This window comes from Photobacterium sp. WH77 (genome assembly GCF_022014395.1).
Lineage (GTDB): Bacteria > Pseudomonadota > Gammaproteobacteria > Enterobacterales > Vibrionaceae > Photobacterium > Photobacterium arenosum.
Genome location: NZ_JAKLTE010000007.1, coordinates 89,197 through 103,874, shown reverse-complemented (window position 1 = coordinate 103,874; position 14,678 = coordinate 89,197). Strand labels below are relative to the sequence as shown.

Annotated in this window: 15 protein-coding genes; 7 read left to right on the top strand and 8 right to left on the bottom strand. The window is 52.0% G+C overall.

Features of this window, described 5'->3' with window-relative positions; translation table 11 throughout:
• Positions 1–60: 60 nt before the first annotated feature.
• The 4 genes from L6J37_RS09780 to rfaD all read right to left on the bottom strand — a co-directional run bounded on the left by L6J37_RS09780 (position 61) and on the right by rfaD (position 3,863).
• Positions 61–741 carry a glycosyltransferase family 32 protein gene (locus tag L6J37_RS09780; RefSeq protein ID WP_237794916.1) on the bottom strand — a complete coding sequence of 227 codons (681 nt, stop codon included), beginning with the start codon at positions 739–741 and terminating at the stop codon, positions 61–63.
• The gene (locus L6J37_RS09775; protein WP_237794969.1) at positions 738–2,069 is read right to left on the bottom strand and encodes an O-antigen ligase family protein; all 1,332 of its coding nucleotides are present in this window, start codon (positions 2,067–2,069) and stop codon (positions 738–740) included. Before L6J37_RS09775 ends, L6J37_RS09780 begins: the two co-directional genes overlap by 4 nt.
• A 49-nt stretch (positions 2,070–2,118) precedes the next feature.
• Complete coding sequence (locus L6J37_RS09770) at positions 2,119–2,847, bottom strand: glycosyltransferase family 25 protein (RefSeq protein ID WP_225445186.1); 729 nt, start codon at positions 2,845–2,847, stop codon at positions 2,119–2,121.
• Positions 2,848–2,918: 71 nt separating this feature from the next.
• Positions 2,919–3,863, bottom strand: a complete 945-nt coding sequence (rfaD, locus tag L6J37_RS09765) for an ADP-glyceromanno-heptose 6-epimerase (RefSeq protein ID WP_192015985.1) — start codon at positions 3,861–3,863, stop codon at positions 2,919–2,921.
• A 184-nt stretch (positions 3,864–4,047) separates the two neighbouring features.
• Here rfaD and L6J37_RS09760 point away from each other — a divergent pair, with 184 nt between their 5' ends.
• From L6J37_RS09760 to tdh, 3 genes are all read left to right on the top strand, one after another.
• The gene (locus tag L6J37_RS09760; RefSeq protein ID WP_192015984.1) at positions 4,048–4,695 is read left to right on the top strand and encodes a TetR/AcrR family transcriptional regulator; all 648 of its coding nucleotides are present in this window, start codon (positions 4,048–4,050) and stop codon (positions 4,693–4,695) included.
• Positions 4,696–4,825: 130 nt separating this feature from the next.
• Positions 4,826–6,019 (top strand): glycine C-acetyltransferase, encoded by a 1,194-nt coding sequence (locus L6J37_RS09755; protein ID WP_237794914.1) that lies wholly within the window; start codon positions 4,826–4,828, stop codon positions 6,017–6,019.
• Positions 6,020–6,082: 63 nt separating this feature from the next.
• Complete coding sequence (gene tdh, locus L6J37_RS09750) at positions 6,083–7,114, top strand: L-threonine 3-dehydrogenase (RefSeq protein ID WP_237794913.1); 1,032 nt, start codon at positions 6,083–6,085, stop codon at positions 7,112–7,114.
• A gap of 58 nt (positions 7,115–7,172) precedes the next feature.
• On the opposite strand, the gene L6J37_RS09745 is transcribed toward tdh, so the two are convergent.
• Genes L6J37_RS09745 through gpmM form a run of 3 tightly spaced genes read right to left on the bottom strand, consistent with a single transcriptional unit; the run spans position 7,173 to position 10,654 of the window.
• Positions 7,173–7,892, bottom strand: coding sequence for a divergent polysaccharide deacetylase family protein (locus L6J37_RS09745; protein ID WP_237794911.1), 720 nt, complete (start codon positions 7,890–7,892; stop codon positions 7,173–7,175).
• Positions 7,893–7,940: 48 nt separating this feature from the next.
• Positions 7,941–9,107, bottom strand: coding sequence for a peptidoglycan DD-metalloendopeptidase family protein (locus L6J37_RS09740; RefSeq protein WP_237794909.1), 1,167 nt, complete (start codon positions 9,105–9,107; stop codon positions 7,941–7,943).
• An 8-nt stretch (positions 9,108–9,115) separates the two neighbouring features.
• Complete coding sequence (gene gpmM, locus L6J37_RS09735; RefSeq protein WP_192015980.1) at positions 9,116–10,654, bottom strand: 2,3-bisphosphoglycerate-independent phosphoglycerate mutase; 1,539 nt, start codon at positions 10,652–10,654, stop codon at positions 9,116–9,118.
• Between the two features lie 425 nt (positions 10,655–11,079).
• Here gpmM and L6J37_RS09730 point away from each other — a divergent pair, with 425 nt between their 5' ends.
• The 4 genes from L6J37_RS09730 to cysE all read left to right on the top strand — a co-directional run bounded on the left by L6J37_RS09730 (position 11,080) and on the right by cysE (position 14,117).
• Entirely contained in the window at positions 11,080–11,514 is a 435-nt protein-coding gene (locus L6J37_RS09730; RefSeq protein ID WP_192015979.1) for a rhodanese-like domain-containing protein, read from the top strand.
• 111 nt (positions 11,515–11,625) lie between these two features.
• A complete protein-coding gene (secB, locus tag L6J37_RS09725) occupies positions 11,626–12,096 on the top strand; it encodes a protein-export chaperone SecB (RefSeq protein WP_027250588.1) in 471 nt (156 codons plus the stop codon).
• Positions 12,097–12,109: 13 nt separating this feature from the next.
• On the top strand, positions 12,110–13,126 hold the full coding sequence (gpsA, locus tag L6J37_RS09720) for an NAD(P)H-dependent glycerol-3-phosphate dehydrogenase (protein ID WP_311567646.1): 1,017 nt from the start codon (positions 12,110–12,112) through the stop codon (positions 13,124–13,126).
• A 133-nt stretch (positions 13,127–13,259) separates the two neighbouring features.
• Entirely contained in the window at positions 13,260–14,117 is an 858-nt protein-coding gene (cysE, locus tag L6J37_RS09715; RefSeq protein WP_225445185.1) for a serine O-acetyltransferase, read from the top strand.
• Between the two features lie 71 nt (positions 14,118–14,188).
• On the opposite strand, the gene trmL is transcribed toward cysE, so the two are convergent.
• The gene (trmL, locus tag L6J37_RS09710; RefSeq protein WP_218384462.1) at positions 14,189–14,653 is read right to left on the bottom strand and encodes a tRNA (uridine(34)/cytosine(34)/5-carboxymethylaminomethyluridine(34)-2'-O)-methyltransferase TrmL; all 465 of its coding nucleotides are present in this window, start codon (positions 14,651–14,653) and stop codon (positions 14,189–14,191) included.
• Between the last annotated feature and the right edge of the window lie 25 nt (positions 14,654–14,678).

Here is a 14,678-nt window from a genome sequence, read left to right as displayed (position 1 = left end):
AGATGCTCTCTCTTTTAGCTGTAAACTCTAATCAACCGGTTGGAAACAGGAGCGGCATGATTATGTACGGAAAAAATACTTCTGCCAGACGTAGAATTTCCCCAGTAGTCCCATGTGCTTGGATTTCAGAAACACCAGTCCTTTCGACTTTTTCCAGCTGTGCTGAAACCAGTGTGTCAGATAAGCATTGGCGGGTTTTTCAAAATGCATGGGTTCACCCTGATAGTTATAAAAATAGGCTACCGGGTAAAGCTGGCTGCTTTCAGTGTTGCTGAGGGCTTTCTCGATCAGGAAGTGAGTCATGATGTCAGGGCCCATATACAGCGGGGACTGATAAATGTCATTCTCATAGAATTGAATGAGTTGATTCAGAATCGTCGAGTGCGGCTCTGCATAGATAGCTGCGGTGCCCAGCAGTGCCTCCGTTTCATAACCTACTGAAAACAGGCAATTGTCAAATAACGGGAAAGGATCCTGCTGGATGGTGACATCCACATCCAGATACAGTCCGCCCTCATGCTGGAGAATTTTCAATCGCAGATAATCAGTGACAAAGGCCAGCAGGCCCTTATCGTAACACTCTTTTGCAAACCGGCATTCGCTGATCCATTGCTGAAGCAGCGGATTGTTTTCCGTCCACAGGGTGTAGTCAAAACCTTGTTTTTTCCAGTCATCAATACAGACGAAGGCTAATGGTGGCATTTTATTGCCAAGCCAGATGGCGTGGATTCTTTTAATCATGAGCTCGCTTGTTCTGAAGGCGGTAAACGGTTCAGTTTATACGTGAGGTAGAAGGTATAACAACTGCCTAACATCACGTTATGGATCCACTGACCATTATTGGAAAAGAAGAATGACTCGAACAGGTTTACTGTCAGCCAGTAAACAGTAAACAGTACAGAAATCAGCAGAACCTCGTTGATACCGCGTTTCTCTGGGGCAACTTGAGTACTTCGAATGACCCATCCGAAGACAAAATACATTAACGCCAGGCCCACGATACCGTAGGAGACCAGCAGTTCGATGTGCGAACTGTGCAGGTGCGTGAAATACTTATGGATATTGGGTGGAAAATGCGTTGCCTGTTTAATGACCGTCTCACGGGTGTTGTAGCCGCTGCCCAGCAGTGGTCTTTCTTTGATCCATTTGATGGATTCGTACCATAAATGCAGGCGCGTACCCGCACTGTTGAACGGTATTTTAGACATGTCACCATTAGTGACTATGCTGGTGGCGGTGCCCATCTCTCTTTGCACTCTGTCATGGACTAAAGGCATGCTGGCATAGGAGTAGAAGGCAAATCCCAACAGAGACAATGAACCGGCCAAAATGATCTTATTGAGTTTTTCTTTATGCAATATGGCATAAAGAACCGTGCCTATAACATAGGCTGCCAGCAAACCGACCCAAACCTGACGGGACTGAGTAGTGATCACTACGAAAACAAAGGCAATAAACAGCAGCAGCGCAGAGAAGAAAAGAGCAATATATTGAGCCTTTCTGGTCCGGACGCTGAGGCACAGGTACTTCACCAGAAAGAAGGAGGAGAGCAGAAAGCCAACTCCGCTGTACATGGCCGGATACTGGGCATTGATGATATTGAAATCGATGCGAACACCCTGGAGCCCCCATTGCACCTGCTGAACAATGTCGGAATGGCTGTAAAACGCCAGCAAAATTCCCAGGCACATAGCCCACCAGATCAGGTAAACATTGTTGAGTGATCCTTTCAGCCAATAGGCAACAAAAATAAAGACAAACAGGTCAGCTAACACACCAATATGCGGGCTGGAATAGGCGAGTTCAGGTATGTCTATCAGCGAATTGGCCCAGCTGAGTATCTGAATAGCGATAGCAAAGAATAGTGCCCACAACATTTTATCTTTGGCGAACTGTTTTCTGTCGACAAATAAGGCTGCCACGGACGCCAGCAAAAAGACTGACTGAAAGATATCGCCTATTTCGCGGTAAGAGCGCTTGAACAGCACATAGCCCACAATGCAGCACAGCATCGCCAGACAAAAGCCCCGAGAGTTGATGAGTCGTTTTATTTGCGCGTTAAATTGCATCACTGATTGCTCTGAAATAGTGGGTCATATTGATAAGGCTGATTATTCTTTATTTTATGCTTTTCAGCTTTCTCATAATAGTTTCATAGGTTCTGAAACCTTCGATGTACAGTTTGTGGGAGAATCCCACAGATTGTTTCTGTTTGCGGGTGGAGCCAATTGTAGTCGCAGTTTGCGAGCGTTCAAACACTGACGGATAGACATGGTAGGCATGAATACCGTGTCGCCAGGGCTTCTCCATATAGTCGTCGACCGGCTCGATAAACAGCTGGGCATTGTCCAGGAAACTTTTTGCGGCAACCGGTGTAATGATGTAAGCGCTGGTACCGCAGGTGCCTTTTCGGTAAACACCGATTGAGTGGGTATCTGAGACAGCAAACAGGGCTTTAAATGTATTTGGCTGATGCGCTGACAGTTTAATGTAATGGTATTGTTCAATGTATGGCTGAATGTCAGCCAGCACGGAGTGAACGTCGTCAGCCAGCACGTTGACATTGTCTTCGAGGATCAATATTGGCGTATCCAGTTCAAGGCACTTTTCCCACAGGGCATAGTGACTGGCAAAACAGGCAACTTCAGCCGTGACCAATTGATAGCCTTTTCGTTTGAAGGTTAGCGCTGGTGTAGCCTTTTCACTGTGCAGGAAATGTTCAGAGTCAATGCCATCAACGGCATCAAAAAACTGGAAAGGAACCTCAGCCTGAGCCATTAACGTTTGCATGTGCTCACGGCGATGAGAAGACCGCGCTAAGCTGACAACGAAAGTTGGTATAGTCATCAAATCAATCTTTTTATACAAGTCAGCGACACCCAGAGCGAATCAGGGTGTCGCTGAAAGGTTTGTTAGTATTAGTTGTTCAGAATCGCCATATACTCAGCGACGCCTTCGGCAACGGTTTTAAACGCTTCGTTATAACCCGCGGCACGGACTTTGGTCAGATCTGCCTGAGTATAGGCCTGATAGCGGCCTTTCAGGTGCTCAGGAAACGGGACAGATTCTACCTGACCTTTACCGTGATGCTTGATGACTGCATCTGCTACGGCCTGAAAACTTTCTGCCCGGCCAGTGCCGCAGTTGAAAATGCCAGAGACGCCATTTTGCCAGAACCACAAATTCACTTTGCAAACATCGCCAACATAAATGAAGTCGCGTTTAAAGGTGTCTGACCCTTCGAATAACTTCGGCATTTCGCCTTTTGCAATTTGTTCATTCAGGTGGAAAGCCACTGATGCCATGCTGCCTTTGTGCTGCTCACGCGGGCCGTAGACGTTGAAGTAACGGAAACCGGTGATTTGCGACAGCGTTTCACCGTGCGCTTCGGCGTCTTGCCACAGGCGGCGGACATAGTTGTCAAACAGCTGCTTGGAGTAACCGTAAACGTTCAGCGCACCTTCGTAGGCTTTTTCTTCAATGAAATCACGGTCACGGCCGCCGTAGGTCGCGGCGGAAGAGGCATACAGGAACGGGATCTCGCGCTCCAGGCAGAAGTGCAGCAGCTCTTTGGAATACTCGTAATTATTGAGCATCATGTATTTGCCGTCCCACTCTGTGGTAGCAGAGCAGGCGCCTTCGTGGAAGACGGCTTCAATCGGGCCAAAGTCATCACCCGCCATGATTTGGGTGATGAAATCTTCTTTGTCCATATAATCGGCGATATCCAAATCGACCAGATTAGCGAACTTGGTACCGTCTTTGAGGTTGTCGACGACCAGAATGTCGCTATACCCTTGTTCATTGAGCGCTTTTACAATGTTGCTGCCGATCATGCCGGCGCCACCAGTCACTATAATCATGGCACTTCCAGTTTTGTCAGATGGACCCGGTAGTAAGAGGCCAGAAGCGTAGCAGAAGAACTGCACCACCGCGTCAAAATTTAGTCAGTAGTTATGATAACATCATCAGGGTTTGTTGATCTTGATTTTGACCCACATAAGATAACAAACCGAGACTGCCCAGGGCGACGCAAGTGAGAGGCTTATGAAAACCCGCGATAAAATCATTCATGCTGCATTGGAGTTGTTTAATGACGGAGGGGAACCCAACGTCACCACCAACCATATTGCGGCATATATGGGCATCAGCCCAGGCAACCTGTATTACCATTTTCGTAATAAAGAAGAGATTATACACAGTATTTTTGATGAATACGCTCAGGATTTGCGGGTTCGCTTCCAGCCGCGGGAAGAGGCGGTGTTGTCTGCTGACAGCCTGCTGCAATACCTCGATGCGGTATTTATGCTGATGTGGCGTTACCGTTTCTTCTACGCCAATCTGCCCGACATTCTCAGCCGGGATCCTGTGCTACAGCATAAGTATCTGGAAGCGCAGGAAAACCTCCATCAGGATATCATGGTGGTGATGCGCCATTTTCGTTCCTTAGGGTTGGTCACCCTGAACGATGATGATTTGCTTAGCCTGGCAACCACGCTCAAGCTGGTGGCAACCAGCTGGATCAGTTACCAGACCGCGCAGGCACCTGAGGCTAAAATTACCAAAGCTGTCATCTATCAGGGGGTGCTGCAGATGCTTTCAGTAATAAGACCTCTGACCAGTATGGAGGGGCGGGATGTCGTTCTTCAACTTGAATCACATTATTGTGATCAAGTGGAGCGGGATGTTTCATAGTTGTCGACTGAGTAGAGTTTAGCTCTTAGAATCCGGCAAACTTTGTAACATTGTGGCGAATGATTGCTAATTTAATAGTAGGTTGTTCGCTAAAAGTGGCAAATACGCCTTTACATGTTTGGAGAGCAAGATGTCAGCTGCCTTTTATCAACAGATCGCCGATCAGATTCAGGAAGTGAAAGCAGAAGGATTATACAAAAGTGAGCGTGTAATCACTTCTGCTCAGGAAGCCAATATTGCGATTGCCAGCGGTGATCAGGTATTGAATTTCTGTGCCAACAACTACCTGGGTCTGGCTAACCACCCGGCGTTGATTGAGGCTGCCAAACAAGGCATGGATGAGCACGGTTTTGGTATGGCTTCAGTGCGTTTTATCTGCGGTACGCAGGACGCACATAAAGAGCTGGAGAGTAAGCTGTCGGCCTTCTTAGGCATGGAAGACACTATCCTTTACTCTTCGTGTTTTGATGCAAATGCAGGTCTGTTCGAGACCATTCTCGGCCCTGAAGATGCCATTATTTCTGATGCGCTGAACCACGCTTCTATCATCGACGGTGTACGTCTGTGTAAAGCAAAACGCTTCCGCTACGCCAACAATGACATGGCCGAGCTGGAGCAACAGCTGATCGCTGCCAATGAAGCCGGTGTGCGCCACAAGCTGGTTGTAACCGACGGTGTCTTCTCTATGGATGGCGTGGTAGCAAACCTGCCGGCTATCTGTGATCTGGCGGACAAGTATGATGCGCTGGTAATGGTCGATGATTCCCACGCCGTAGGCTTTATGGGTGACAATGGCCGTGGTACTCATGAATATCATGATGTGATTGATCGTATCGATATCATCACAGGTACGCTGGGTAAAGCCCTGGGCGGAGCGTCAGGCGGTTATACCGCAGGTAAGAAAGAAGTGATCGACTGGCTGCGCCAGCGTTCTCGTCCTTACCTGTTCTCTAACTCGCTGGCCCCGGCGATTGTGTCTGCCTCTATCCGCGTGCTGGATCTGCTGGCAGAAAGCAGCGATCTGCGTGCAACGCTGTGGAAAAATGCTGAGCAGTTCCGCACCCGTATGTCTGATGCCGGCTTCACGCTGGCAGGTGCCGATCATGCCATTATCCCAATCATGCTGGGTGATGCTAAAGTAGCCGCCGAGTTTGCTGAGCGTGCACTGAAAGAAGGCATTTACGTGGTGGGCTTCTCTTACCCTGTGGTGCCGAAAGGCCAGGCGCGTATCCGTACTCAGATGTCTGCTGCGCACAGCGCAGAGCAGCTGAATAATACTATCGATGTGTTTATTCGCATTGGTAAAGAGATGGGCATCATCTGATAATCACTGAATTTTCTGCAGGAGCGGTGTGATACCGCTTCTGGGCTACTTGTGGAAAGCATCATGAAAATTAAAGCATTAGCAAAACTGAAGCCAGAAGAAGGCATCTGGATGACAGAGGTCGACAAGCCTGAACTGGGCCATAACGATCTGCTGATTAAGATTAAGAAAACCGCTATCTGTGGCACTGACGTCCATATCTATAACTGGGACGAGTGGTCACAAAATACGATTCCAGTGCCTATGGTGGTGGGTCACGAATACGTGGGTGAAGTGGTCGCGATTGGCCAGGAAGTCCGTGGTTTTGACATCGGTGACCGTGTTTCCGGCGAAGGCCATATCACTTGCGGCCACTGCCGTAACTGCCGTGGCGGCCGCACCCATCTGTGCCGTAACACTATCGGCGTGGGTGTCAACCGTGAAGGGGCCTTTGCTGAGTATCTGGTGATTCCGGCGTTCAACGCATTCAAGATCCCGGACAACATTTCTGACGATCTGGCGTCGATTTTTGACCCGTTCGGCAATGCTGTGCACACTGCGCTGTCTTTCGACCTGGTAGGCGAAGATGTGCTGATCACAGGTGCCGGCCCTATTGGTATCATGGCGGCGGCGGTTGCCAAGCACGTAGGTGCCCGTCATGTCGTGATTACTGATGTGAACGAATACCGGCTGGATCTGGCCCGCAAGATGGGTGTGACCCGTGCGGTCAACGTGGCAGAGCAAAAGCTGGAAGGCGTGATGGCAGAGCTGGGCATGACAGAGGGCTTCGATGTCGGTCTGGAAATGTCGGGTGTGCCTGCTGCGTTTAACAGCATGCTGTCGAGCATGAACCACGGCGGTAAGGTGGCTATGCTGGGCATTCCGCCATCGAGCATGGGTATCGACTGGACTCAGGTGATTTTCAAAGGCCTGGTGATCAAAGGTATCTATGGCCGTGAAATGTTCGAAACCTGGTACAAGATGGCGAGCCTGATTCAGTCTGGCCTGGATCTGAGCCCAATCATTACCCACCACTATAATGTGGATGACTTCCAGCAGGGCTTTGATGTCATGCGCTCCGGCCAGTCCGGTAAAGTCATTCTGAGCTGGGACTGATTTCCCCCTCAGATGCAAACAAACGGAACGGTGTGCCTCGGCACACCGTTTTTTTTGGTCAGCTGCCGGCGGGAAACAGCTCAGACAGACGCACCAGGGTGACCTGCTGCTGAATCTCGGGCAGCATGGCAGTGAGTGTTGACAGTGTGATTGGATGCGGGTGGCCTATCGCGATCACAGTGCCTTGTTTTTTCGCCTGCAAGACGGCCCGTTTCAGCTGGCGGCGGATGAAGGTTTCGGTCGGGACATGATCCAGGAAAACATGGCGGCGCAGGGCGGGAATGTGTGCCGCCTTAGCTTGCGACTGCGCGACGGATCTGGCGGTGGTGCGACTGTCGAGAAAGGCCAGATGCTCTTGTTTGAGCACTTCCATCACCCAGCCCATAGCGGTCGGATTCTGGGTCAGGGCACTGCCCATATGATTATTGACCGCCACCGCGCCCGGCACGCGTGTCAGCGCAAAGCGGAGCTTGCTCTGAAGCTCTTCCTTGCTCATGGCCTCGGTCAGGGTGGTCATTTCGAGCGGCGCAGTCCTGCTCGGCTGCATCGGCATGTGGAGCAGCACGTCTCTGAATTCCTGCCGGGCCTGACGGGCGGTCAGCTGGTCATAAGGGGTCTCGGGCAAGATGGAGACACTGATTTGCGGCGGGAGTGCTGATAACGGGGAAGGCATATGCTGATAACCCAGATCATCAATCACAATCGCCAGTCTGGCCGCTTGTGCCGGCGATGCCCAGAGCCACAGCCAGACCAGCCCTACACTGAATAACCCCTTCATTCGAACCATCCTTGTTCTGCTACCGGGTGCTGCGTGTCATAAATGCGGTTAACGGGTCAGCCAGGGCTGCGGATTGGTTGGCGTGCCTTTACGGCGGATTTCAAAATACAGTCCCGGTGATTCCTGCCCGCCGCTGTCGCCAACCAAGGCAATGGCTTCGTTACGCTGCACGCTATCGCCCACTTTTTTCAGCACGGTCTGGTTATAACCGTAGAAGGTCATATCGCCTTGGCCGTGATCCACGGCAACCATCAGGCCGTAGCCGCGCAACCAGTCGGCAAAGACGACTTTCCCGCCATGTACGGCTTTTACTTCGCTGCCCACAGCTTGACCGATCACCATGCCTTTCCAGCGCAGCTCACCCTGAAGCGGGCTACCGTATGCGTGGCGAATTCTGCCCGAAACCGGCCAGGGCAATTTACCTTTGTATTTGCCCAGTCCATCCATACTGACTCTGGCCTGACGCGCCGCGTCCTCGGCCGCTTTGCGGGCTTTGGCAATTTCGGTGATCAGGCGTGATTCATTGCTTTTCAGTTCAGTTAAGTAGCGTTTATCTGCGTTCAACTGGCCCTGCAATTCCCTGACCGTGCTTTTACGCGCCTGCTGGCTGCCCAGCAGTGTCGCCCTGTCTTTTTTCAGCTGGCTAAGCAGGGTTTGCTGCTCATTACGCTGTTCGCTTAACTGATGTTTTTTGAGCTGCAGTTCGGTATCCGTGGCGGCCAGTTCATCCAGTGCATGGCTGCGAGCCTGGCTGAGATGTGAGGCGTAGATGGCCATGCGGTCTAACCGGGCAGGGTCGCTTTCGCCCAGTAAGTTGGCGAGCGGCGAGGATTTGCCCATTTTGTACTGGCTGGTGAGCAGTTCTTTCAGCAGCTCACGCTGGCCAATCTGACGTTGTAGCAGTGCCTGCTGTTCTTTTTCCAGCTGGCTGATAGAGCGTATCAGACCGTCGACTTTTTGCTCGGCGGCGTGAATATTGCCGGCCGCTCTGGCGATGGCCAGCTCCTGTTGTTTCAGGGTTTTCTGGACATCGTTGAGCTGCTGTTTTTTATCGCTCAGCTGTTTTTGTTGCCGTGCTATTTCCTGTTTCATGCCGTCAAGCTGATTCTGACCGTCGGCAGACACGGAGGCACTGAACGCCAGGCATAGCAAAGCGCCAGTGCCTAAGGCACTGGCGCGGAGTGTACAGATTGCACTATAAAATAATTCCCGCATGTCCGGGATTATTTCAGATCGTACAGCACCTGACCAGTCATCTCTGACGGGATTTGGAGCCCGGTCAATGACAGCATGGTTGGCGCCAGATCAGACAGCTTACCGCCGTCTTTCAGGCTGATCTGCTTGTTGCCGACATAAATCAGCGGCACAGGCAGGTTAGTGTGTGCGGTATGAATGCCCCCGGTTTCCGGGTTCACCATCATTTCAGCGTTACCGTGGTCGGCGGTGATAAGCAGCTGTCCGTCCGCTTCTTTGATGGCTTCAACTACACGGCCGATACTTTCATCAATGGCTTCACAGGCTTTCACCGCGGCATCGTAGACACCTGTGTGGCCGACCATGTCGCCGTTCGGGTAGTTACAGATGATCATATCGAATTCACCGCCTTTGATGGCCGCGACCAGCTTGTCAGTCAGCTCAGGGGCGCTCATTTCAGGCTGCAGATCATAGGTTGCCACTTTTGGTGATGCCACCAGGGCGCGGGACTCGCCGTCAAACTCGGTTTCGACACCGCCATTGAAGAAGAAGGTCACGTGAGCATATTTCTCGGTTTCAGAAATGCGCAGCTGGGTTTTGCCCTGTTTCGACAGCCATTCGCCTAAGGTGTTGGTCAGGCTTTCCGGCGGGAACGCGGATGGCAAATCGATATCTGCGGCGTATTGCGTCAGGGTCACGAAGTGCAATGCCGGGAACTGTTTGCGTTCAAAACTGCTGAAAGCTGGCAGGAAGGCGCGTGAAATCTGACGGGCCCGGTCGGCACGGAAGTTCATGAAGACAACCGCATCACCGTCCTGCATGGCGGCATCAGGCTGGCCGTCGGCACGCAGCACTGTGGCTTTGACGAATTCGTCGTTTTCTTCGCGGGCATACGCAGCCTGCAGGCCTTCGACGGCAGAGGCGGCGGTGAAATCCCCTTTGGCTGCGGTCAGCAGATCATAGGCAGACTCGACGCGTTCCCAGTTGTTATCCCTGTCCATGGCGTAGTAACGGCCAACCAGAGAGGCGGTACGGCCTTTGCCCAACTGGGCAAACAGCGCGTCGAAACGTTCCAGAGAGGCTTGTGCGCTGCGCGGTGGCGTGTCGCGGCCGTCCAGGAAACAATGCAGGTAAATATGCTCAGCACCGCGTTCTGCCGCCATTTTCACAGCCGCTTCAATGTGATCTTCGTGGCTGTGAACACCGCCAGGTGACATCAGCCCCATGATGTGAACGGCTTTCCCCGCGGAGATAGCGCTGTCCATGGCTTTCACCAGCGTAGGATTATGCTGGAACTCACCGTCGGAGATGGATTTGGCAATGCGGGTCAGATCCTGATACACCACACGGCCGGCACCAATATTGGTATGGCCCACTTCTGAGTTACCCATCTGGCCATCAGGCAGGCCCACGTCCAGCCCGGAGGCCTGGATCAGGGTGTTGGCTTCATGCGCCATCAGGTTATCCAGTACCGGGGTGTTGGCGTTGGCAATCGCGTTATTTGCGGTATCTTCGCGGTATCCCCAACCGTCCAGAATCACCAGAGCCAGTGGTTTCTTAGCAGACATAAGCTGTCCTCTCCATAAATGTGAACAATCTGAAAATGTAGACCAATTACCTCAACATCCGGCTGTAATGTCGTATCAAGGCGCTCAGGTAAGTAGTCAGGTCGGTAATTTTACTACAAAATCACCGCTACTTTGTAGTTCAGATCAAACATTGCTGTAAATGGTTTGTTATCTTTACTACCTAGAATATATTCATTTCTACTGTGTAACGTAAGATCTGAGAATGCGTTTTTTTCTATTGTAGTTATAGGCGGCGCCTTGCGATGTGTGGTTATTGCGCAGAAAGCAGTGAGCCGTGACGCGTAAATGTGGCGGGTGGCTGTACATCATTCCGGCCACAGGTATACTCAGTTTCCTTAATTTTGGTTGAATCTTGCCACTGTGCGGGAATCCGGCAGGCAGTAAAGGTTAATAGAGCGAAAATCATGCAGCAATTCATAGAGTTTGTTACGAGTAATCCCATTTTGTCACTGGTCTGGGTTGGCCTGGTTCTGGCCCTGATATCTTCCATGGTGAAGCAAAAAACCGCGGGTTATGCCGTTGTCACCCCTAATCAGGCGACAGTGCTGGTCAACCGTGAAGACGGCGTGTTTGTCGATATTCGCAGCAAAGATGATTTCCAGCGTGGCCACATTGCAGGCGCACTTCACATTTTACCAAGCGAAATTAAAGCCGAGAACTTTGGACTGCTTGAAAAGTATAAGTCAGCCCCCATCATTGTGGTATGCAAAACAGGTCAGACGGCGCAGGAAAGTGCCAGCCTGCTGCACAAAGCGGGTTACGCTAAAGTTAGCCTGCTGAAGGACGGATTGATTTCCTGGAATGAGGCCAATTTGCCTCTGGTGCAGGGAAAGAAATAAGTTCTTGAACTCTCAGGTGGCTGACGGTGTCAGCTGCCCATTATTTCAGGCCGGAAGATTCCGGTAAAAATGACAGATTTCTTAACGAAATCATCAAAAAAGGACAATAACATGGCTGAAGCAGCGACCAACGAAGCGCAACAGAACTTCCAAATCCAACGCATTTTCCTGAAAGATGTGTCTTTCGAGGCGCCAAGCTCGCCGGAAATGTTCCAGAAAGAATGGAACCCTGAAGTGAAATTGGATCTGGATACGCAGAGTCGTGAGCTGGCGGAAGGTGTGTACGAAGTCGTACTGCGTCTGACAGTCACAGTGAACAATGCGTCAGAAGCGGCGTTCCTGTGTGAAGTTCAGCAGGGCGGTATTTTCTCTGTAGCCGGTATGGAAGCGCCACAACTGGCCCATTGCCTGGGCGCATTCTGCCCGAACATCTTGTTCCCGTACGCACGTGAAACTATCTCCAGCCTGGTTGTCAAAGGCACTTTCCCGCAACTGAACCTGGCACCGGTTAATTTTGATGCCCTGTTCATGAACTACCTGCAAAGTCAGGCGGAAGGTAACCAGGAAAGCACTCAAGCCTGATTGGCGACACAGCATGACCTCAATCACTGATAACGCAATAACGATGACAGTGCTGGGTGCCGGTTCTTACGGCACCTCGCTGGCCATCTCGCTGGCCCGTAATGGCGCTAATGTCATTTTATGGGGCCATAACGCTGCGCATATGGCGCAGCTGGAAACAGATCGGGCCAACGAGGCATTTCTGCCTGGCGTGGCCTTTCCGGACTCGCTGATCCTAAGTGTGGATCTGGAAGCCGCCGTTAAAGCCAGCCGGGATTTACTGCTGGTGGTGCCCAGCCATGCTTTTGCCGATGTGCTGAAACAGATGAAGCCTTTCCTGCGTGATGATTCGCGGATCTGCTGGGCCACCAAAGGGCTGGAGCCGGAAACCGGACGTCTGTTGCAGGATGTCGCCCATGAGATCCTGGGCGAGGGGGTGCCTCTGGCTGTCCTCTCCGGGCCGACGTTCGCGAAAGAGCTGGCCGCCGGTTTGCCCACCGCGATAGCGGTGTCGTCACCGGATGCCGGGTTTGTTAAAGATCTGCAGGATAAAATTCACTGCGATAAAAGCTTCCGGGTCTACAGCAATAACGATTTTATCGGTATGCAGCTGGGTGGCGCGGTGAAGAATGTGATTGCTATCGGTGCCGGAATGTCAGACGGGATTGGTTATGGTGCCAATGCCCGCACCGCTCTGATCACCCGCGGACTGGCCGAGATGTGCCGTCTGGGTGCGGCGCTGGGTGCTCAGCCGGAAACCTTTATGGGTATGGCCGGGCTGGGCGATCTGGTGCTGACCTGTACCGATAACCAGTCGCGCAACCGCCGTTTTGGCTTGGCACTGGGGCAGGGAAAACAGGTTGATGAAGCGCAGCACAGTATCGGCCAGGTGGTTGAGGGGTATCGTAATACCAAAGAAGTCTGGGTTCTTGCCCAGCGTTTTGGTGTGGATATGCCGATCACCGAGCAGATTTATCAGGTGCTTTATCAGGGTAAAGATGCGCGCGAGGCCGCCAGAGATCTGCTGGCACGGGCCAAGAAAGACGAGTGAGCGGCTGGAAAAGTTGCCTTACCGGAACAACACAGCGCGGGCAAAAAAGCCCGCGTTGTTTTTTTTTCTGAGAAGTTTAAAGTTATAACCATTATCAGCAGTCGATACTCATCAGGTGAGTAGGGTGCAGGCTATGGTGCAAACACATAAAGGATATACAGGGGACGACGTGAGGGAGTGTCAACAGCAAGCCGTCTGGGAGACGATTAAGCAAGAGGCCAAGGTGCTGACTGAGCAGGAGCCCATGCTGGCCAGTTTTTACCATGCCACCATCATTAAGCACGATAATCTGGGTGCCGCACTCAGCTATATACTGGCGAACAAGCTGGCTACCCCTTCCATGCCTGCAATGGCAGTGCGGGAAGTGGTGGAAGAGGCGTATGTTGCGGACAGTATGCTGACGGAATCGGCCGCGTGCGATATTCGCGCCGTTGTTGACCGTGACCCTGCTATCAACAAATTTTCTGTGCCGCTTCTGTATCTGAAGGGTTTTCACGCTTTGCAGGGCTATCGTGTTGCCAACTGGCTGTGGAAGCAAAAGCGCGAAGCACTGGCCATTTATCTGCAAAATCAAATCTCAGTGACTTGTCAGGTGGATGTTCATCCGGCGGCCCGCATCGGTCAGGGCATCATGTTTGACCACGCTACCGGTATCGTGATTGGTGAGACGGCAATTATCGAAAACGATGTGTCTATCTTGCAGGATGTGACGCTGGGCGGGACAGGCAAAGAGTGCGGCGACCGTCACCCTAAAATACGTGAAGGGGTGATGATAGGCGCCGGTGCCAAAGTGCTGGGGAATATTGAAGTGGGTGAAGGGGCCAAGATCGGTTCGGGCTCAGTGGTGCTGGCACCTGTGCCGCCTCATACCACAGTGGCCGGAGTACCGGCGAAAATTGTCGGCCGTCCGAGCAGCGACAAACCGTCCATGGATATGGATCAGCAGTTCAATGGCATTTACCAGACCTTTATTGCCGGTGACGGTATCTGAGTGCCGATTGCCTTCAATATCTCATCGTGAAAAAGGGGTCGGCAGACCCCTTTTTTGTCTTGCTGCCCGGGCTATCTGGCTCCGGCAAAATCAAACTGGCGCCAGGCCTCATAGGCAATGATGGCGGCTGCGTTGGAGAGATTCAGGCTGCGGCTGTCCGGATGCATAGGGATGCGCAGCCGCTGCGCCTGGGGCAGGCTCTCTATGACAGCTGCCGGCAGGCCGCGGGTTTCCGGGCCGAACAACAGTATGTCGCCGTCCTGAAACCGGGCCTGAGTGTGGTACTGGGTGGTTTTGGTGGTGCAGGCAAACAGGCGGCGACCGGCAGTGGCGGCCAGGAAGGCCTCAAAGTTGGCGTGACGATGCACATGGGCCAGATCGTGGTAATCCAGACCGGCACGGCGTAGTTTTTTTTCTTCCAGATCAAAGCCTAACGGCTCAATCAGGTGCAGATGCGCACCGCAATTGGCGCACAGGCGAATAATGTTGCCCGTATTGGGCGCAATTTCAGGTTCGTACAGGGCGATATCAAACATGGTCAGGCTACAGCAGCGGCAAAAA